This is a genomic window from Maribacter sp. PR66, from assembly GCF_028464205.1.
Classification (GTDB): Bacteria; Bacteroidota; Bacteroidia; order Flavobacteriales; family Flavobacteriaceae; genus Maribacter; species Maribacter flavus.
On the sequence record NZ_JAQPCH010000002.1, the window covers coordinates 1 to 20,845 of the forward strand.

The window sequence follows — 20,845 nt, forward strand, 5'->3', positions numbered from 1 at the left end:
TGGTATTTGGGTTATCTGTAACCTAGGGATAAAGCTGTATTTGCATTTTTGGAAGAAAAATGAGCATACCATGTTTTAACCAATGCCTTCCGTTATACACTTTTGGACAAACAGAACCATTTGAAAAAACAGTTCTGCAGGATAGATTTTGACTCAGAAAAAGGGACCTACGTGAAAAACGTATGTCTTTTCAATTCCTTTTGTAAAAGTAGGGAAATCATGGACATAAAAAAACGGTTTGTTAGCACACAAACCGTTGATTTATAAAGGTTTTCACCTTGTAGCGAGAGAGGGACTTGAACCCTCGGCCTCCGGGTTATGAACTTTAACCGCTATTTTTTGGATTTTTCAACCTATTGAAAAACAAGTAGTTATTAAATATATTTTTACTTTTTTAGTGTGAACCGTATACGGTAGCGTATGCGGTTTACTTTATAAAAATATTGAACTTTTATATATACTCCTAATAATATTTGTAAAGTGCACAATATTAAAGAAGATTGATTAGAGGTTCTAACGCTGCCGCTCCTACTTTAGCATTTCGTTAACATTTTAACCCTTATAATTAATTGATTATCAAGGTTTTGTTTTTTAAGAACTTTTCTTAAAATTTACTTTTTCACTCTAAAATCACCTGAATGAGTTAACAAATCGGTCAACAGAATTTTATTATGTTTCTTAACCTTCGGTAAATAGGTTGCTATAGAAATAGGTTCGTCGGGTAACAAGGATTAGAACATTTGCCCAAATCACTCTAATCAGTAGTTTTTTTGGTAGGTTTTAGCGTTTTAAATTTGTCGTAAACAAAATTCTAAGTAGAAACAATTGAATTTTGTTAACTTACCTATTCATTCAATTGATTTTGCAGGCAAAAGACAAACTCATAGCACACTTGAGGGGAATCATTCAATTATCCCCTAATGATGAAGTCATTGTTAGAAATAGCTTCAAGGAGATATGTCTAGCAAAAAAGGAGGTTTTACTATTTACAGGGGAAATATCCTCACACATGCAATTCATTTCAGAAGGATGTCTAAGAGCCTACTATATGGATGAAGAAGCAAAAGAGCATATTGTTCAATTTGGTATAGAAGGATGGTGGGTGAATGATTTATACAGCTACCTTACAAATACTCCTGCTAAACAATTTGTACAAGCTTTGGAAAAAAGCACCATATTGCAAATACATAGAGACACCTTAAATAGCCTCTATAATGAGGTTCCCGCCATCGAACGTTTCTTCAGATTAAAATTTGAAAAGGCATATGTTGCTTTTCAATATCGTACGATTGATGCTATGGCTAAAACAGCTGAAGAACGTTATTTAGAATTCCGCGCAAAATACCGGGATATTGAACAAAGGGTTCCCCAGTACATGGTTGCTTCTTATTTGGGTATTACCCCTGAATTTTTAAGTGCACTGCGAAAAAATTTGAAATAAAACTACTTTCTTAAACCACCTTAAGATTATTGCCTTTTGTTACCGATAGGTTTGTACTGATATTCTAAAATTCAGTACGAAATGAAAAAAATAATCGCATTTGCAGGAAGCAACAACCCGGCTTCAATAAACCAAAAATTGATAAAATACATTATTCAGGAATTTCCAAAGTCCCGAATTGAATTCCTAGATCTTAAAAAATATACATTACCTATTTACAGCCAAGAAATAGAACAAAAAGGCATCCCAAATCAGGCCAAAGAACTTTTTCAACTATTTACCTCCGCAGAAGGATTTATTCTAGCTTCACCTGAGCATAATGGTCTTCCTTCGGCTTTTTTAAAAAACACCATCGACTGGCTTTCAAGAATAGACCAGCGTTTCTTTGGGGACAAACCTCTTCTTCTCTTAAGCACATCACCAGGGGCAACTGGAGGTAGCACACATTTAGAAATCTTAGCCAACTTGGTACAGCGTTGGGGAGGTCAACTTGTAGGTCAATTTTCTTTGGGCAATTTTCAGCAGAATTTTAATGATGACACCAAAAGTCTTAATAATTCAAAAGAAGAATACGTTTTGAAAAATCTTGTAGAAAGCTTTTTAAGGAATCAACCTGTTAGTGAGGAAAATGACGCCAAGGATGTAGAAAATCTAATGAATAAAGTAACCACTCAATTCAAATCAAAGGGGTTTTTATAGTTAAATACCAACTCCCTCGAATTTAAGATACACGATTAAAAAAATACATGACAAAATGAACAAAAAAATAATTGAACATTTATTCGAGTTTTGGAAACATATAGGCCTTAATGGTGGTTTTCTCAAAAAAGAAAAGGGTTTTGACAGTACCAATCCTACTGAAAACTCATGGCCCAGTAAAATTTTCAATGTCAATATTGAAGACCTTGACCTAAAAGATCTCCAGCAAAAAATACAGTCCGGAAAGCTACCCAATTCAGTAGCGGTGTATGAACAGGATATTCCTGGAAAAATACTGACATCCAATGGGTTTGTTTTGACTTCTACATTAAAGGCCATGGCATTGACAACTAATGAAATTTCATATGAAAACATCAAGGCTTCCGATTTTCTAGAGGTATGTTCGGAATATGATGCTGGGCTATTCGCAAAAGTAGCATCCAAGTCCTTCGGATACCCCGTTAAAAGGTCCACGATAATTCCCCTATTTGATGACCCTGCATTTAAACTTTTTCTAGGAAAACACCAGAACTCTTTTCCGAGTTGTGGCATGATTTATTTGGATAAAAACGGTATTTCTGGTATCCACATGATTGGCACAAAGTCTGAATACAGGGGATTGGGACTTGGAAAAAAGATGACACAACTTTTAGTCAACGAAGCCTTAAAGAACCAAAGCAAGAAAGTATACTTAGTCGCTTCGGAAGCTGGAGAAAGAATATATGCCAAAATGGGGTTTGAAACTTATGGTGTTTTGGAAAGTTATGGGTTACAGATGAATTGAATACGAGATGTAATTCTTTATGACGGGGTAATTGTTTGTATCAACAAATGTAAAACAATTACCCTTTTTAATGTAATCAGCCGAATAAATCTGATAGTTTACTTTCAACCCATTTCATTTCTTAAACTACCTTAATATACTCCTAATTGCTTGATTATAAATTTGTTGTGAATAAATATTAGCAACAATGTCTAGAAAAACATCTTTACTCATTCTGATTTATTTGACCGTTTTAAGCGTTGCGGGTCAAGAATTGAACTTCTCACCAGATTTAGTATTTGGCAACCGTTCTGTAACCTATAAACATCTAATTAAATATTCGATCAACCCAAGACTATCTGTTGACAATTTGACACTATTCGATACCGAATATGAAGAGGATGCCAACAATATCTACTTTGTCAGGAATAATCTCTCTTATAATTTCAATGAAAAAATTAAGCTCAACACAGCAATAGGGATTAAAAACCCCGGAGCATTCTGTACAGTGTCTTTAGGTTTTTCCTCGAGAATTACCAATTTTTCCTTTGCCTATACTGCTGGCAGTACATATCAAAAGGGGTTTTCATTTGAGCAATCCGTGGTATTAAGTTATACGCCGGATATAGGTCAAAACTATAAAGGCTATATGAATCTGCTAGCAACCGCAAACATAAATGCTAACGGATATATCAGAGGATTGCAACAGTTTAAAATCGGAATACGAAAAAAACAGCTGATAACTGGGTTGGCTTTAAATCTGGATCAGTTCAACAACTCCCGAAAAAAACTACAAAACATGGGCGTATTTATAAAGTATAATTTTTAACCTTAAATATTCAATACAATGAAAAGAAACAAAAACCTTGCAATTTTTATATTAAGATTGGCAATACCATTTACCATGTTGATTTATGGTATCAACAAAATAATTGATGGTACTGGATTTATTGGAAGTCTCTTAGAACAATATGGTTTGCCGAAGATGATGGCGAATGGGGTATTTATTGGCGAGATAGTGGCACCTTTAATGCTCATGATAGGATATAGGACCAGATTGGCCGGATTGATTTTCTCCTTTAATTGCTTATTGGCGATTGTAATGGCGCAAACCCAAAATTTATTTAAATTGAACCAATTTGGGGGGTGGTCTTTGGATTTATTATTTATTTATCTCATCGCTGGAATCGTATTTTACTTAAGTGGCGCTGGCAAATATGCCTTGTCAAGATCCAATCATTGGGATTGACCCTTTGCTTAAATAAATTTTGTTAACTATTAAAATAAAACAATGCATTCTGTAATCTATAAGTTCAATGTTACCGAGGGTTTTGAAAGTGACTTTGAAATTGCCTGGAAAAAATTGACCGAAGCATTTATGACCTATTCAGGTGGTCTAGGCTCACGACTTCACAAAGATGAAGTAGGTAATTATATGGCTTACGCCCAATGGCCCGATAAGGAAACGTGGGAGAAAGCACGAAAAAAGCTTCCTGAAACCACCGATGAACTTATTCAAGCAATGAAGAAAAGCTGTGAAAGTACGGATGTGCTTTTCCATTTGGATGTTACAAAAGATTTGTTAAAAAAGGACTAAAAAACAGGGTACTTAAGAAGATTCTATAAATTCTTAATTTAGTGTCCTATGGAAAATGAGATAGTAAAACTGATTTCAAGATTTCTAGAACTTACTAACGAAGAGGCACAAGCCTTTGCTGAATGTATTCCGATAAGATGCTTTAAAAAAGGCCATATACTTTTAAAGGAAGGACAGATTTCCCGGGATTCTTATTTTGTTATTGATGGCTGTATCAGAAAATATTACATTATTGACGGTGAAGAACGAACAACGGAGTTTTATGTTGAAGACGAATCCATAGCGTCGTTACAAAGTTATAAGAACAAAACACCGGCAAACCACTATTTTGAATGTGTTGAAGATAGTAGATTGGCTGTTTTAAATGATGAAAAGGAACAAGAGTTGTTTAAACGTGTTCCTAGATATGAAACCTTGTGCAGGATGTCAATGGAAAGTGATTATGGCGAGCAACAAGAAGCCTTAGCTAAATTCATAATCTCTAGCCCAGAGGCACGTTATAGGAATCTACTAGAAACCCGCCCCGATTTACTACAACGGGTGCCACAATATCATTTGGCCAGTTATTTAGGGGTAAAACCTGAATCTTTGAGTAGAATTAGAAAACGATTAGCTAAAACATAGGTTTTATTATAAACGATTTTACCTGTCTTTAGTCAGACCTTTCTAAAAAGAATGCCCCAGAAATGAATCCCAGGGCTTCGAAATAGTTGAGATTAATTAAGTGTTGCTATTTATCTCTTTCGATCACTTTTACAGTTTTATGATCTACCATTCCCAATGAAAGAATACGAAGCCATAAACTAGACTTTGTTTCAATGGTGTACTTTTCAGCATCCAAATCAGTAACAAGTGCTTCTACATTACTTTCCTTAACATTAATTCCAAGTAAATGTAGATCACTTGTTTTTTTAAAGGTTAACTCCCTTGTCTTTTCTCCAAAAACCTTCCCTCCATTTTCAAATGGTTTTGTTTCTGTATTCACTGCAAATTGTTGCACTGAGCAGGATGATATTGATGCGAATACCAACACACCTAATATTACTTTTTTAATATTCATAATGTTATATTTATTATGAAACAAAAGTATTATGGGATTAAACCTTATTCATTGACTTTAGTTAAGAACCATTTTCTATTCAACTACCATGGTCTAATCTTTCCCTGATGCCAAAACTTTCCAGTTTCTACTTCATTGTTTAATAAGTTCAAAATATCTTCAGCAACCTCTTTAGGTAATCGAGGTGCAATTTTACCTCCCATGTCGGTTTGTGTCCAACCTGGGTCTAGTGACGATACCGTTATGTTATTACGCTCTAATCGCTTTGCCAACAATTTTGTGTACATATTTAAAGCGGCTTTAGACATTTTGTAGTGAGGCTGAAAGGCATCAAAGTTTTGTTCGCTAAATGAGCCCCAATCAGACGTGATATTGATAATGTGAGCTTTAGATTTAAATAATGGCAATAGTTTTTCGGTGAGTTTAATAGTACCAAAAACATTGATATCGAATGTCTTTTTCAATTGTTCCATATTGATTTTTGACGCATCCCATTTTTCTAGTAATATGCCTGCATTGTTTATTAAAAAGTTGAGTTTTATATCTCCTAAATTCACTGCAAATTTGGTAATGGAATCACTACTAGATAAATCGAGTTTAAAACATTGAAAATTAGCATTATCTAATGGATTATTTCCTGAGGTAGAGGAGCCAATCACCTTAAAACTTGGCTGCTTTGTCAACACCTCAACCGTTGCCAGACCAATACCTCTACTGCTTCCTGTAACTATTCCATGTTTCATGTTAAATGCCATTTTACTATTGATTTTTTATTTACTTCGGCTCCTAACTTTTTATAAAAACGAATCGCTTTTTCGTTATTGCTTTCAACTTCCCATTTTATGAGTTCAATATTGTTTGAAGCACAAAGATCTTTTGCATACTGCATCAATTTTTGCCCTATATTGTTTCCTCTAAATTGTTTGCATACAAACACATCATCAATAGCCATGTATGTACTTCCTTTCCAAATAGAATAGTTCCATGTATAAGTAACATAACCTATTAAAACACCTTTATTTTCTACTACTATGGCTTCGAATTTTGGAGGCTTAACATTTGAAAATCCTAATTCAGTCATTTGATTTAAATCTGTTTTAAGGTATTGTAGTTGACCTTCATATTTAGCAAGTTCCTTAATTAAACCGAACAACTCTTTTGCATCTTTCTGGCTAGCTTTTCTTATGGTTGTCATTTTGCAAGTATTTATTCTACCAATATTCTTTAATCATAAAAATTTTTCCATTCTTAAACTCGAAAAGTGCCATTTGTTCGTCACCTTCAACCACTCTACCATCTTCTTTTGTGATGAAGCGTTTGCTTACTGTAATTGCATTTAAACCATAAATAATGTTCTCGATTCTAATATCAACAACACTTCCATCATAGCCTCCATTCTTTTGATTACGTTTGTAACCATTATAGAGGTCTTCACGGGTATAAACCCCACCATAATTTGGATGTACATAGGTAAAATCATCGGTAAACAGTTCAAAGATTTTACCGATGTCTTTTAAGGTGGAGTTTTGTTGAAATACTTTTAGGTTGAGCTCATAATACTGATTCAAAACATAGTTGAGCGAATCTTTATGGGTATTTAGGTTGTTTTCTTGTGCCTGAGCCAAATAAAGACCAATAAACGATAGCGTTATTAAAAGTGCAGAATTGAATTTCATGCTTTCTGTTTTTTTAATTTCATGTGTAAAATCGGGTAGGGTTTTCCGGAAGCATCCAATTGAGATTTCCCAATGATTTCAAAGTCAAAATGTTTATAAAATCCAACAGCTTGTTCATTCTGTTCATTGACATCTACTTTGGTTACATTAAGGCTATTAATTGCGTATTCCAATAAAGTTTTACCGATGCTTTTTCCTCTATGTTTTGGGTGAATGAACAGCATTTCTAAGTTTTGATCAGCCACTCCTAGAAACCCAATAATTGCATTATTATCATCCCTATAACATCTCAATTCAACAGCATCTAGATATGTATTTAGAATTAAAGGCTTGAAATAGGCATGTCTTCTTCTTTCAAGAAGTGGTGCGTAGCCCTTACAGATGCCTCCCAGACACCTGCAACTTCTTTATATTCAAATTTGTCTATACAGTCTATTCCATGTTTCATTTTAAATTTCCTTTAATAATTTATGATTTCCCGAGGATCCAATTAGAAATCCCATCTAAAAAGCCATCCACAAATTTCCTGTCAAGTGTTGCATACTCATCCCTGCTCCCAGTTGTAGCCTTTTGGAAAAAATGATTGGCCTTGTCAAACGTTAGAAAATGATAATCGGTACCAGATTTAAGAAAGGCATTTTCCATTCTATCCTTGTTTTGGAAAATAGGCACCTGAAAATCCAAACCTCCAAACAAACCCAATACAGGTACTTTTAGTTGTTCGTAATCTTTTGAAGGGTCTTGATAGAGAAATGAGGTAAGTGAAGGCAATCCATATATTATTTTGAATTCATCAGCTTTTGCAATTGCTTGTTGTTTTATTTTTAAAGAGTCTACATCATGTGACGAACTCATTTTAGACAAAATGTTTTCGGTTGTTTGTTTGAATAAATGGTATACTTCATCAATATTCTTATCATCTTCAATTGCTCTCATCAATTTATTGTGTGCTGACACATCAGCTTCAATTAAATATTTTGGTAAATCTGTATGCTCATAATCTTGTCTCACCTGGTAAGTAACAACCTCTATTAGCGGTACGGCCGGTGCACCCATTAAAATCACTTTTTTTACAGACATATTTCCAGCAGCAACCTTTCCAGCAAGAATACCCCCTTGACTGTGCCCAAATAATATGAAATCATAGAATGGATGCGCTGCTGAAGATTTAAAATAAGCCATAATATGCTCCAAATCCCTTGAATGATCTTCGAGGGTACTATTGACAAAATCACCAGTACTTACGCCTACTCCTCTATCGTCATAACGGAACGAAGCAATTCCCTTTGATGCCAAATGGTGGGCAATAACTTTAAAAATTTTGAAGCCTTCTAATGTTTCGTCTCTATCCTGGTCACCACTTCCTGAACTCATAATGACTAAGGATGATGCATTTAACTTTGTTGGAATCGATAAGGTTCCTCCAATTTTAACATCATCCGCTTGGATGATTAAGTCAATCTCTCGCGAATTTTGATCATTACTGTCAATTTTCTGGGCAATTATATTCTGATGCCACAGAAGAAAAATAATTACTATGGTTATTAATTTTTTCATTTTTTTATTTATCGAATTCAATATCTTTTGCATAGGACGCTAAACTTAGAAGGTCATAAGATTTTTTTAAATCTCCCTGTATTACTGATACCGCACTATGATCAACTAGCAATGATCTAGAAACGGATTGTTTATTTCCCTGAACAATTTGTTTTATTGCTGCCTTAGCATCTTCTTTGCCTTTTGTTTCGTAAGCAAATAAGACTTTAACAGCGTTTTCTTCAGCAGTTATGGCTCTATGTTTAGGTGTGTATCCTATTTGCTTTACCATGGCTTCTGCCATTGCCCATACGGACCAAGGATTTTGACCAGTAATTACATTATTATCGTGACTTATTCTTTCAAGATACATTATGCCTTCGTTAAATACCGCTCCTTGAGATATCAGTTCGTCTTGTAATAAAAAAGGAAATATGGATACTGCATTTGGAATTAGTAATAACTCTTCCTTATTGGTAAAGCTACTTACCTGCATATTTTTTAAAAAGGACTGTCCATCATCTAAGGTAATATTTACAAATGCTGCAGGTCCATGACAGACTGCACCTATTACTTTGTTATTCTTATGGAAATCTTGTATTAGAGATTGTATAAATCTATTGTTTGGAAAATCAAACATCGCTCCTTTTCCTCCAACAAAATAAACAGCTTCATATATTTCGGGATTCACATCTTTTAATGATATACTATTATTGGTTTTGGATTGTGCAATTGAATCATTCAAAAATGCATAATCAAATATTCCCATATCATCATCATCTAACACCACAGGCGGTTTACCTCCCAAAGGACTTGCTACATCAACATCAAAACCATTGGCTTTAAAAACATAGTACGCTCTTGCTAATTCTGTTAGTTCATATCCTGTGCCTTTGCCACTTGTACCCATTATATCTGTGTTGGTTACAACAGCCAGTATTTTTCCGCGATAAGCTGGCACCTCTTTAGTGATGTAAGTGATATCACTTGCTCGACTATGAACTAGGGTTTCATCTTCTGCTGGCAATAGACTCGCTATATAGATACCAATAACAATAAGGATAGACACAATGAGGGTTAGCGTAGTGAGTATCCATTTAATAATTCTATATTTTTTAAACATGATTTATTTTTTAAATTGAATTTTACAGTCTTTAATTTCACATTGATTTAAAAAGCTCGTCAATTTTAGATTTAGCACTTTCATCTGGTGCGACTTTATAGAATTCTTCAAGTAAATCCAACGACGTTGGTTTTTTGGGATATTGATTGTTCTTCAAGAAATTTTTAAGCGCTTGGTTCACTTGTTGCTCTCCAATTAATTCGCTCAATTTTACCATAGCAATAGCTCCTTTAGAATAAGCAATATGTGTGTATCCAGGTTTTACTTTAGAAAGTGGTTGGTTGTCATACAATCCTTTCTCGTTGTCATAAATTTGCTGATGAATCTCTAATCGTTCCTTCATTTTTTCATGACCATGCATTTTCTTATACAACATCATTTCGGTGTACATAGCCAGAGTCTCCGTAAGCATTGAGGCTCCTTCTCTGTAGTCAGGATTTATTTGACTATTTCCCCACCAAAGGTGTGATAATTCGTGTCCTGCCAATTCATTAATGACATCTTGTTTTTTATTACCTTCTAGGTTGGTATGAAATATCATATCCTCTGTCATAAATATGGTAGATGGATAAGCCGTTGCTGCAAAACCTTTAGTGAATGCGGATATTTCTACAAAACTGATTGTTTTAAAAGGGTATTCACCAAAATTATCAATGCAATAATCAAGGGTGATTTTAGCATTTTTGATAAGATAATCTACATTGTCAAAATGCTTTTTTGAATAGTAGACATTAATAGTTTTGTCTTTATGTTGAATCGATTTATGCTCATATTCGGCAGAAGCCAATGCAAATCGGAATGGTACATTTTCTGCACTGTATTTATAGTAGTTTCTGTTATTCGCAGTCCATTGCTTTATCAAGTCTCCAGTACCTATAGCTGTTTGAGATTTTTCGGTAGAAATGTTCATTTCTAAATTGATAAAATCATTTTTGAATACTTGTGGACTTTCTAATGCTTTTAATTCTGAAGCCTTGCCTAAATTAAATTCAGCCCGTATTTCTACATTATCAATTTCTCTATCGTTTTGATACCCAAAAGTTGGATAGTAATTACTGATTCTCATAAAAGAACCGTTATTTACAATGGCATTAAAGGATTGGTGTCCGTTTACCGCAAACCATTTGTAGGATAAACTAAAGGTTAAATTAGCTTCTTCGTTAGGCTGTAATGGTTTATCCAAACTAATTTCTGTGACATGTTCTTCAATTTGTGTTTTTTCAAAACCACTTTCAAACAAAGCTGTTTCAATTTCTAAATCTGGATGAAAATTGACTAAAACTTTATGAATAGCTTCATTGGTTTGGTTGCTTAAAACATAATGCCCACTTATTTCATAGGCGTTTTTAGAAGGGTAAAGATGAATATCTGTGGTTACATCTGTAATTGTTGGTTGTGGTATGGCTTCATATTTTCTATAAGACTTTTCATAATTCACCGCTTCTAAAATTGTTTGTTCTTCATTTTTGGGCATATAACTTTTCATGAAAAATATACCGCTAGTAGCACCTACAATTAGTAAAACTAAAACGAGTACGGACGTCTTTTTGTTTATCACTTTCGTCTTTATAAAACTGTTTATCAACCAGATAAACGCTATGAAGCCTAATCCAAAAAAGAGGCGTTGCGAGAATGCTGACAGATAGATTCCGTAACCATTAAAATCACTATAAATGCCATTATAACCAGAGAATATGTGCAATAATGGGTAAGAAATTATATATTTTAACAAGGGACTAGCCAAAGCAAAAACGCTTACAGTAGAAACACCTAAACTAACATATCGGTTATTTATCGTATCATTTATTAATAGTAGAAACGCTGAAAATAGAATTAAAGGAATTGCATTGAAGATAAAGACACCTAAATAGGCTTTCCAATCAATACTAAAATAGCCATAACTAAATTGAAAAATCAGTGCTTCAACAATGAGAACTATTGTAAAAAAACAGACGAGTACTATTGATGAAATAAAATGACCCTTTAATTTGCTCTTTGAAAAATAAATGCTTTTTTCAATTAATGCGAAATTAGAAGCATGACTTCTCCAATATAAATCATTAACAAAATAGGCTAAAATCAACACTCCAAATAAATGAAAGTTTGATGAAATGGAAGTCGCTAAAAGACCAGATGTTGCATACTTTTCTGGCAATCGTATGCCTTTATCAATATCAGCATACATTTCCATACCTATATAAAATACGAGTAGCAAGGAAACAGCCGCAATAACTACACTTTTAAAAAGATAAATTAAGTCTAATTTGGTAAAGGATAATGCCGATTTAAAATCCATTATACTTCCAAAATTTAACTTTGGTGTCTTTATTGATTTTATATTCACTACAGTATTAATGGCATTGACTTTTATATTCTTTTTAGATTTTTGACTTTGTTTTCTTGAGAATGAGAAAACTCTATAACTAGACCACAAAAAGAATAAAGAAATAAACAGAAAAATCCCTCTGTTTAATAAAAACATTTTGGTTAGTGGAACAATACCATTATTTTTTTGAAGTACGGAAAATGATCTTGCTTCAAAAAAATACGCAGATAAACCAAATGGGTCCAATATAGCAGAGATTTGTTGCACTTCTATCGATTGTGGCATACTCCCAGACATAAATGGTGAATTAGAAAACACCAATAATACCATGTAAAGAACATAAAGTAACAGTCCACCAATGACTACTACTAATTTTTTATGTGTTGAATAGGCTATAAAAAATAAAAAGCTACAAACGAATAATGCATTGAGTATTCCAAAAACAAGTAATGGATATACATAATACCATAAATTCAAACCCATCTGCATTTCGTCACCAGTTCGTAAATTTTGACCTATGACAAAACCTAAAATTAATAAGCTAAAACTTAAAAATGTTTTCAGGTAAAAAAACCAAAACTTACCGGTTAGGTAGGTCAATTTGGAAAAAGGAAGTGAAAAAATCACCAAATCGAACTTTGCATCCCATTCCTTAAATAAAATTTGATTGGAATATAGAATAGCCAGAAATATCATGGAAAGACTAAATATACCCATCATAAACCCAATGGTATATGGTGAGTTTAGGTATATGCCTTCACCAGCAGTCATGTTGAATTTATTACCGCTAAATATTCCTAAAAGCACAAAGAGTAAAAACATTGGATATACTGCCCATCGCCTTGTGATTTGATTTAACTCGTATTGGAATATAGCATTCATAATGTAAAACATTTTAGGCAAGCGTTTTAAAATACACATGCTCCAGTAAAGGTGTTACGGCATCAAATCCTTCAGGTTTTGTTTTAGAAAAGATGGTAATATGTAGTACCCTTTCAATTAACTGCTTACTAATTATTTGATATTTTGATTGGTACTGTTCCAGTTCATCATTATTGATTGACTTTGACCAAATTTTATGTTCCAGTTCAGAAATAAGCGCTTTAGGCTTACCCGTTTTTAAAATCTGTCCCTTATTCATAATGGTCATTTCTGAACATAAATTCTTTACATCTTCAACCAAATGTGTAGACAGAATGACAATAACCTCATTACTAATGTCACTTAATAACATATTGAAACGATTACGTTCTTCTGGATCCAGGCCTGCCGTTGGTTCATCTACAATTACGATTTTGGGTTTTCCCAATAAGGCCTGAGCCACACCAAAACGCTGTTTCATTCCACCTGAAAACGTATAGACCTCTTTGTTTCTATAATCCCAGAGATTTACTTTTTCCAGTAAAGATCGAATTTGAGTTTCACGTTCTTCTTTATTTTCCAAGCCTTTTAAAATAGCGATGTGATTTAATAGATTATACGCGTTAACTTTAGGGTACACTCCAAAATCTTGAGGTAGAAATCCTAAATTCTTTTTGATATAATCAGGATTGTTAACAATATCTATATCATTGAAACCAATACTCCCTGACGTGGGTTTTTGTAGTCCAACGATGGTTTTCATTAAAGAAGATTTTCCTGCTCCATTGGGTCCCAATAATCCAAACATGCCGTTTTTAACCTCTAAAGAAATATTCTGTATTGCTTGGTGACCATTTTTATAGGTGAGTTTGAGATTATTAATTGTTAAAGTGTTCATCTTATTTTTTTTTAATCGTGCTAATTGCTCTTGCTTTCTTTTTTAATAATTTTTCTGAATCCGGATACTTTTTCAGTAAAAGATTGTAAAAGTCAATTGCCTCTTTAAAGTGATTGTGTTTCTCATAAAATGAAGCAAAGTCAGAAACCACATATCCCATGTTACTATTCATCAACTCATTAATAAATCCCTTTTTATTTAAAGCGTTTAACAGTGTTTCAAAGTGATAAAAATCGTCTGCACGCATGGCACTTCTGATAATGGTAAATTTAGACCATAGTCCAAGTTCTGGTGAAAAACCATGTCTTTTGGCTCTTTCTTTAGTGTATTGGTAGGCATAGTCAATACCACCAGCATTGATAAACTTTTGAAGGTTATTGACTTCAAATTCTTGATAGTATTTATAATAATTTCGAAGCCCATGATACAGGGTTGGGTAACCTGTTGAACGGTGTTGTTCTATATCAAGTTTTAAGAAAGACCATTTTAATCCTTTTATATTTTTTTGAGTTAGTAATGAGTCTAATTTAACGGCACTGTGTTTTACATCATATTCATCTGGGCTTACAGAAAAGTAGAGGTTTGTTGGTAATGCTGAAACATCGTTTAACTTGTCTATGGCATCCATTATAGGGAAGGCACTTGCCATGATATGGGCATCAAATAATGTTGGGTTAGATAGCATCGTGTTAAACACCAAACTTGCACCATACTCCCAACCAAAAATTAGGTTTTCATTATTCGTTCTAAAGCTTTTATTTAAATAGGGAATCAGCTCTGCACTCAAGTATTTTATGAAAGTATCTTTTCCTTCACCTAATTGTTGAAATCGTTTGGGATACTCGGTATAGATACCGACCACAATAAAATCAGGCGTTAATTGAAATTGTTTAAAAGACTGACTCAAGCTAACGGCATAATTAAAAAGTCGTTGTCCATCTAACACATAAAGTACAGGGTAGTGTTCTTTTGAATCTTCATAATTAACAGGAAGATAGATTTGAATCTGCCTTTCTTCATTTAAAACTTTAGATTTAATCAAGTGGTTTGTGCCTACAATATTATGGGCGACGCTGTTTTGAGCATTACCGCAAATAACAGATAGATAGCAAATTATATATACAATGGTTCCTTTTTTCATTGTCGCTATTATTCTAATTGATCACTGTACGTTAATAGGGCGCGGTATATTTCCCTAACTGATTGCATATCGTTTTCGGTCTCAGATGAATTGACAAAAACGATGATTCCACGTTTGTTTTTCTTCATAAAATAGGCATGGGATATAACTCCAGGGTCGTTACCGCTATGCCCTATTTTTTCGTGGTCAATAGTCCAGAACATATTCTTTTTAAAATCATCATCACTAGGGTCTTTTAACATTTTTTCATAGCTAGAAGCTTGTATATCATTTTGTTCTCCACTATACCCCTTGATTACAGCAGACAAAAACTTACTAAAATCCTCAATATTTGTCATAAAACCGCCATCACCATAGGTGATGAACTCATAATTTGGAATGGGGTAACCATACCAATATAATGTTGACATATTTTCTAACGGATTGCTTTTTGAATGCCATCCTGAGTCATCCATTTGCAATGGGTTTAAGATATGCTTTTGAAGAAAATCTGTGTAGCTATCGCCGCTTACAATTTCAATGATATAGGCGGCGATATTAGCGCCCATATTACTGTACTTATAAGAAGTGCCGGGTGAATTGCTTGAAAAGTTTTCAGGAGTGAACCATTTTCCTGCTGTACTGTACTGATTTTTGATAAAGCGTGCTGCAGGAATCATTTTATTGTTGTTAAAACGATGGATGTCTTCTTTCACATTTGGCCGTATATTTTCAGGAAGGTGCTTATAAAAACGAGGTATTTTTTCCTTAAAAACATAGATTCTATTATAATATTCAGAATCCAAAATACTAGAGGTATGGTTGGCCAATTGCCGAATCGTAATGTGCTTATCTTTGAATTTCGGATTGTAAATTTTAAAAGGCAAATACGTATTAACAGCATCGTCAAGCTGCAATAAACCAAGTTCCTGAGCTTTAATTAAAGCCATTCCGAGTAATGTCTTAGAGATAGACGCTATAGGCTGTACAGTAGTAGTTGCATATGGTGTTTTTAGTTCTTTGTTTGAAAACCCAAATCCTTTTGCATAAACAATACTATCTTTATTTACAATAGCCACACCAAAACCAACCAAATTGCTATGGTTTTTTATTTGCTCTAACTCACTGGTAATTAAATCATTTGGGTTTTGTGATACACCGGAAACAACTATTAATAGAAAAACTATTAATACGATAAGTTTTTTCATGCTTATTTAATTATGGATTTATACCATTGTTTTATCACAATAGGTAGCTTTCTCAAAATCCCTTATGTTTATTGAGATAATTGGCACCTGAGAAAACATGGCCTTTAGTTCTGTTACAATTTGCTTTGACAGATTCGCTTTCTTTTCGGTATTTCGTCCTTGCATGATATTGGCAAATACATGGATAAAATCATCTTTGGTATTCCCTGTATTATAGTATTGAAAAGGATTGATCCGTACTTTAATATCTTCAGGAGTAAACAATCCTGTCGATGCTGCCGTATCATACACCTTTTGCATGATATTTTCCGGTGTTTCTAATTTGATGATCTGCTCTGAGCAGTGTATAACAAAATGTGGCATATCGTTTAATTTTTAAGGTTTGCATTAATTACAATTGAAGCTATATCTCTAGTCGCCTTCGTTGGTGAATGACAGTCACAATTGCTAAAGCCCACTACGTAAATGTCTAAACCTGGCACATAAACGCCCATGGATTTAAATCCAAAGATACTTCCGCCATGCTCTCTTGTTGAAATACCATCTATATCCTTTAAATGCCACCCATAGCCGTAATTAATTTGTTCTCCATTGTTTAATGTATAATCGGTATATACCTTTTTCTTTGACACTTCAGTTATTAATGAATTAGTATTAATAGCCTCTTGCCATTTTAGCATATCGTCAACGGTTGACATTAATGAGCCAGAAGCATAAGGAATACTTAAACTCACCTGCATTTTGTTGGTAAACGCCCCTTTGTTGTGATAACCATAAGCTCTATGCTTTACAATTTTCCTATCGCTTGCATAACGGGAATTGTTCATTCCAAGCTTTTCGAAAATGTTTTGTTCTATAAAGTCTTCATAAGTTTTATCAGATACTATTTCTATGATGTAACCTAAAACCACATAACCGGAATTATTATAGGAAAACTGTTTTCCTGGTTTAAAATCAACGGGTTCATCCTTAAAGAAATCTACCAGCTCTTTTGGTGTCTGGTCTATTTTGGCGATGGTCATGATTGTTTTCATTTTGGTGAAATCCTTTATGCCCGACGTATGCGTCAATAAGTGATGGATGGTGATATTACTTCCGTTAGGGTAATCTGGAATATAATTTGAAATGGCATCATTTACATTTAATTTCCCTTGTTCCTCCAGCATTACGATGGCCATGGCTGTAAACTGCTTGGTCATGGATCCTATCTGAAACACATTTTCAGGATTCATCTTAACATCAAGCTCTATGTTTGCTTGACCAAATGCTTTCCGATAGATAGGCTCTCCATCTTTGGCTACCAAAAACACCGCTCCAGGTTCCTCCGAGGCTTTAAAGACAGTAGTTAATACACTATCAATTTGAGTTTCTAAGGATTGTGAATATGTAGATTGCATCGCTAAAATGGCAATGACAAAAGGCATGATTTTTTTTAAATATTCTAATTTCATAATGTTCATTTTTTGATTGATTATTTACTTGATGTATAATTAAATCAAACTTAACTGGTTAATTAGCCAATAATCTTAAGGTATCTTAATAAATGAATTGACAACGCTTCTAAACTTTTTTATGAAGGGTAATACACTAAAAGAGGTTGTAAAATTTATATGTTTTGAATTTTAAAAGGTCGTTTCTTAAAACCCTTAATTAATAGCCAGGCGGTAAATGAGAATTCACCAATCACGGATGGCACAACTACTATGATTTCGAAAACATCTTTATAATCAATATAGTTAGACATTATAAGCTTGGCTGCGCCATCTATTAAATAGCCGAATGCTGCTAACACTAATAAAATGCTCAGTGTTTTTGGAATATATGCTGATTTTATGGCCAGATATCCTAGAACAATTAAGTGAATTCCAAAAAATAACAATCCGATAGTCCAAAGTGTATCAAAATCTAATAACAACTCCGTCACTAGTTGTTCCAATTTAATAGAGCTAGAGAGGTTACTTGTTAATTGATAAATGTGTAATAATTTAAGTAGAGCAACACCAAAAAACAGAGCGTGAAGTAGTCTGAAAAACGAAGCTAGATAAGATAGATTTTTACTTATCGGTTTTGTTAAACCGAAAATTGACCAAATCAATATAGCATCAAAAAAAAGCATGACTACAAACCCAAACAATCCGTTTCCAAATTGCGAATGATTATTAATAAAATTTGAAGTCGTAATTGATGTGTTATTAGGGACTATAAGGCTTTCAAGTACCGAAAAGTTGGCGTAAAAACCAGATAAAAAAATCATCAAATAAGCAATCCCTGATATTTTTGCTAGTTGTTTCATGATGACACGTTTTAAATTTTATGCAAAATTATCGGCTCTCAAAACAGATTTCATTGACTTTAGTTAAGAAGTAAATTAAATCATATCATAATGATAGCCAGTTGTGAAACTACCTTGAATTAGCTCTTTATTTCTTAAGCTAGCTTAATTTTTACCAGAATCCTTTACAATAATTTTGTGTTATTAAAGTAAAGATCATGAACCAAAACATCAATATGATATTAGCCATCGTGGGTGGAGTTTTTCTGGCCATGCAAGGTGGATTTAACGCACAGCTGGGTGTTCAACTTAGAAATCCATTAATGGCGTCATTAGTAGCGTTCTTTTTCAGTATGGTTTTCGCTTTACTGATGGTATTAATGAGCCTCAAAAACTTTCCGAAAGTATCGCTACTGTATGATATACCTAAATATTTATGGTTTACAGGGGCACTTTTTAGTGTTTTTGGAATTTATCTTTACTACTACACCATTCCAAAACTGGGAATGTCAACGATGATATCACTTGGCTTGTTTGGTCAACTTTTATTTTCAGCAATCGCAGGACACTATGGATGGTTTGGAATGCCACAAGAACCTATGGAATTTAAAAGGATCTTAGGAGTAGCGGCAATGTTTATTGGAATATTCCTGATAAAAGAAAATTGAATTATAAAGTGAATATAAAATATGAATTTTAAAACAACTATTATGAGACTATTAGAAAATCTAAAATGGCGTTACGCTACTAAAAAATTTGATCCATCAAAAAACATACGTGATAAAGACCTTGAAAAACTAAAGGAAGCCATACAATTATCCGTTTCGTCCTATGGCCTGCAATTATATAAGGTACTAGTTATTGAAAATCAAAAATTAAGGACACAGCTTAAAAAGGCTTCATGGGATCAATCACAAATTACAGATGCTTCACATCTATTTGTTTTCTGTAATTATACAGATAGAAGCGAAAAGTATATTGACGATTATATTCAAGCCACAGCAAAAATTCAAGGTACATCTTTGGATAAGCTCACTGTCTATGGCGATTTTATGAAAAAGAGTCTATCTCAAAAAACTGATTCGGAATGGATAAGTTGGTCTGAAAAACAAACCTATCTGGCATTATCTAACCTATTGACGGCTTGTGCGGAATTAAAAATTGATGCATGTCCCATGGAAGGATTTGAACCTGACAAATACAATGATATTTTAGGATTAAAAGAAAAAGGTCTGAATGCAGCTGTGATTGCTCCAGTTGGCTTTCGATCAGAAGACGATCATACTCAATTCAGGAAAAAAGTTAGAAAGCCTAAAGAGCTGCTTTTTCAATCTTTATAAACAATCTTTGTCTTACAAAGAACCGGGTTAAAAAAATCAATTTCCATTTTATTGGGGTGGGAAATACAAATTAGGGTTTGGAATCTTTAGCCTTATGGCTTTTGAAAAATCTGAATTATAATATTGAATCTATTAAATCTTGCAAAGTGAAATTATCAAAAATACATATTGTCATTATTTTTCTCTGCCTTCTCATTACTATCTTCAGTTTTATGAATAAACCTCAAGATAGCAACGCATCACTTCGATTGGAGCTTTTCAGTTCTAATGTAGAACGATCAGTTAACTTTTATAGTAAAATTCTAAATTTTTCTATAGAAGGAGATTCAATTAATCAATCCTATCAGCAAGTGATAAATGGTGCTGTGATTTTGGGAATAGGACCTGAAGCTAAGTTGCCGGGAGACCATTATTTAAAATTGAAAGAGAATGATTCACGCCGTGGTATCGGTGTAGAAATTGTACTGGAAGTTGATGATGTATTGTCCGTTTATCAGCGAGTGAAGCGAAGCGGATACCCAATACATGCAGAGATTAATGATAGACCATGGGGGCTTACCGATTTTCGATTGATTGACCCCGATGGTTATTATATTAGGATAACTTCTAGAAAGCATTAAATACTTTCCAATCTGTTGTACGAAATAATTACTCCGCCTTTAGAAGAACTGAGACGGTCAAACTTCAAATAGGGGAGAGTTAAAAACAAATCAATTTATACAGTTTTGGTACTCTTTTCATATATTTATGTTAAGAAAGCGTCAAAAAGCCTTTCGGGTAGACCTATTCGGTTACCTATTTTGACAAAGTGATTCTAACCGTTTGGTTATTAAGGGAATAGAGAAGGGGTTTTAACCCTGCCACCCCGACTAATAAAAGCCAGACATCTTGTCTGGCTTTTTTTTCCAGCTTCAAGCTTAAATTT

Annotated in this window: 25 protein-coding genes; 10 read left to right on the forward strand and 15 right to left on the reverse strand. The window is 33.7% G+C overall.

The annotated features are described in order from the left end of the window. Positions 1-892 precede the first annotated feature (892 nt). From PP181_RS04940 to PP181_RS04970, 7 genes are all read left to right on the forward strand, one after another. The gene (locus tag PP181_RS04940) at positions 893-1,441 is read left to right on the forward strand and encodes a Crp/Fnr family transcriptional regulator (RefSeq protein WP_272636612.1); all 549 of its coding nucleotides are present in this window, start codon (positions 893-895) and stop codon (positions 1,439-1,441) included. An 81-nt stretch (positions 1,442-1,522) separates the two neighbouring features. Then, positions 1,523-2,140, forward strand: coding sequence for an NADPH-dependent FMN reductase (locus tag PP181_RS04945; protein ID WP_272636214.1), 618 nt, complete (start codon positions 1,523-1,525; stop codon positions 2,138-2,140). Positions 2,141-2,195: 55 nt separating this feature from the next. Beyond that, complete coding sequence (locus PP181_RS04950; protein WP_272636215.1) at positions 2,196-2,924, forward strand: GNAT family N-acetyltransferase; 729 nt, start codon at positions 2,196-2,198, stop codon at positions 2,922-2,924. Between the two features lie 187 nt (positions 2,925-3,111). After that, entirely contained in the window at positions 3,112-3,732 is a 621-nt protein-coding gene (locus tag PP181_RS04955; protein WP_272636216.1) for a hypothetical protein, read from the forward strand. A gap of 18 nt (positions 3,733-3,750) precedes the next feature. After that, entirely contained in the window at positions 3,751-4,152 is a 402-nt protein-coding gene (locus PP181_RS04960) for a DoxX family protein (protein WP_088697183.1), read from the forward strand. A gap of 42 nt (positions 4,153-4,194) precedes the next feature. Beyond that, the gene (locus PP181_RS04965) at positions 4,195-4,500 is read left to right on the forward strand and encodes an antibiotic biosynthesis monooxygenase family protein (protein ID WP_272636217.1); all 306 of its coding nucleotides are present in this window, start codon (positions 4,195-4,197) and stop codon (positions 4,498-4,500) included. Between the two features lie 48 nt (positions 4,501-4,548). Further along, a complete protein-coding gene (locus PP181_RS04970; RefSeq protein ID WP_272636218.1) occupies positions 4,549-5,124 on the forward strand; it encodes a Crp/Fnr family transcriptional regulator in 576 nt (191 codons plus the stop codon). A 106-nt stretch (positions 5,125-5,230) separates the two neighbouring features. Here PP181_RS04970 and PP181_RS04975 read toward each other — a convergent pair whose 3' ends face one another. The 15 genes from PP181_RS04975 to PP181_RS05040 form a co-directional block, all read right to left on the reverse strand. Next, the gene (locus PP181_RS04975; protein ID WP_088697186.1) at positions 5,231-5,560 is read right to left on the reverse strand and encodes a hypothetical protein; all 330 of its coding nucleotides are present in this window, start codon (positions 5,558-5,560) and stop codon (positions 5,231-5,233) included. Between the two features lie 83 nt (positions 5,561-5,643). Beyond that, positions 5,644-6,303 (reverse strand): SDR family NAD(P)-dependent oxidoreductase, encoded by a 660-nt coding sequence (locus PP181_RS04980; protein ID WP_272636219.1) that lies wholly within the window; start codon positions 6,301-6,303, stop codon positions 5,644-5,646. Continuing rightward, entirely contained in the window at positions 6,300-6,755 is a 456-nt protein-coding gene (locus PP181_RS04985) for a GNAT family N-acetyltransferase (RefSeq protein WP_272636221.1), read from the reverse strand. The genes PP181_RS04980 and PP181_RS04985 overlap by 4 nt, the downstream gene beginning before the upstream one ends. A 16-nt stretch (positions 6,756-6,771) precedes the next feature. After that, complete coding sequence (locus PP181_RS04990) at positions 6,772-7,236, reverse strand: nuclear transport factor 2 family protein (protein ID WP_272636222.1); 465 nt, start codon at positions 7,234-7,236, stop codon at positions 6,772-6,774. Beyond that, positions 7,233-7,529 carry a GNAT family N-acetyltransferase gene (locus tag PP181_RS04995; protein ID WP_330072463.1) on the reverse strand — a complete coding sequence of 99 codons (297 nt, stop codon included), beginning with the start codon at positions 7,527-7,529 and terminating at the stop codon, positions 7,233-7,235. Before PP181_RS04995 ends, PP181_RS04990 begins: the two co-directional genes overlap by 4 nt. A gap of 29 nt (positions 7,530-7,558) precedes the next feature. Beyond that, on the reverse strand, positions 7,559-7,684 hold the full coding sequence (locus PP181_RS17705) for a hypothetical protein (protein WP_330072464.1): 126 nt from the start codon (positions 7,682-7,684) through the stop codon (positions 7,559-7,561). Between the two features lie 20 nt (positions 7,685-7,704). After that, a complete protein-coding gene (locus tag PP181_RS05000) occupies positions 7,705-8,793 on the reverse strand; it encodes an alpha/beta hydrolase family protein (RefSeq protein WP_272636223.1) in 1,089 nt (362 codons plus the stop codon). A 4-nt stretch (positions 8,794-8,797) separates the two neighbouring features. After that, positions 8,798-9,895 carry a type 1 glutamine amidotransferase domain-containing protein gene (locus PP181_RS05005; protein ID WP_272636224.1) on the reverse strand — a complete coding sequence of 366 codons (1,098 nt, stop codon included), beginning with the start codon at positions 9,893-9,895 and terminating at the stop codon, positions 8,798-8,800. Positions 9,896-9,932: 37 nt separating this feature from the next. Further along, on the reverse strand, positions 9,933-13,103 hold the full coding sequence (locus PP181_RS05010) for a M1 family aminopeptidase (RefSeq protein WP_272636225.1): 3,171 nt from the start codon (positions 13,101-13,103) through the stop codon (positions 9,933-9,935). Positions 13,104-13,116: 13 nt separating this feature from the next. After that, positions 13,117-13,980, reverse strand: a complete 864-nt coding sequence (locus tag PP181_RS05015; RefSeq protein WP_272636226.1) for an ABC transporter ATP-binding protein — start codon at positions 13,978-13,980, stop codon at positions 13,117-13,119. A gap of 1 nt (position 13,981) precedes the next feature. Beyond that, positions 13,982-15,121, reverse strand: coding sequence for an alpha/beta hydrolase-fold protein (locus PP181_RS05020; RefSeq protein ID WP_272636227.1), 1,140 nt, complete (start codon positions 15,119-15,121; stop codon positions 13,982-13,984). 8 nt (positions 15,122-15,129) lie between these two features. Next, positions 15,130-16,308 (reverse strand): serine hydrolase domain-containing protein, encoded by a 1,179-nt coding sequence (locus PP181_RS05025; RefSeq protein ID WP_272636228.1) that lies wholly within the window; start codon positions 16,306-16,308, stop codon positions 15,130-15,132. Positions 16,309-16,326: 18 nt separating this feature from the next. Then, positions 16,327-16,671, reverse strand: a complete 345-nt coding sequence (locus PP181_RS05030) for a 5-carboxymethyl-2-hydroxymuconate Delta-isomerase (RefSeq protein ID WP_272636229.1) — start codon at positions 16,669-16,671, stop codon at positions 16,327-16,329. A 5-nt stretch (positions 16,672-16,676) separates the two neighbouring features. Next, positions 16,677-17,759, reverse strand: coding sequence for a serine hydrolase domain-containing protein (locus tag PP181_RS05035; RefSeq protein ID WP_272636230.1), 1,083 nt, complete (start codon positions 17,757-17,759; stop codon positions 16,677-16,679). Positions 17,760-17,914: 155 nt separating this feature from the next. Continuing rightward, positions 17,915-18,601: a DUF4386 domain-containing protein gene (locus tag PP181_RS05040; RefSeq protein WP_272636231.1), complete on the reverse strand. Its 687-nt coding sequence runs from the start codon at positions 18,599-18,601 to the stop codon at positions 17,915-17,917. A 197-nt stretch (positions 18,602-18,798) separates the two neighbouring features. On the opposite strand from PP181_RS05040, the gene PP181_RS05045 reads away from it, so the two are divergent. The 3 genes from PP181_RS05045 to PP181_RS05055 all read left to right on the forward strand — a co-directional run bounded on the left by PP181_RS05045 (position 18,799) and on the right by PP181_RS05055 (position 20,540). Further along, positions 18,799-19,248: a DMT family transporter gene (locus tag PP181_RS05045; RefSeq protein ID WP_272636232.1), complete on the forward strand. Its 450-nt coding sequence runs from the start codon at positions 18,799-18,801 to the stop codon at positions 19,246-19,248. A gap of 42 nt (positions 19,249-19,290) precedes the next feature. After that, complete coding sequence (locus PP181_RS05050; RefSeq protein ID WP_272636233.1) at positions 19,291-19,920, forward strand: NAD(P)H-dependent oxidoreductase; 630 nt, start codon at positions 19,291-19,293, stop codon at positions 19,918-19,920. A 146-nt stretch (positions 19,921-20,066) separates the two neighbouring features. After that, positions 20,067-20,540: a VOC family protein gene (locus tag PP181_RS05055; RefSeq protein WP_272636234.1), complete on the forward strand. Its 474-nt coding sequence runs from the start codon at positions 20,067-20,069 to the stop codon at positions 20,538-20,540. The last annotated feature ends 305 nt before the right edge of the window (positions 20,541-20,845 follow it).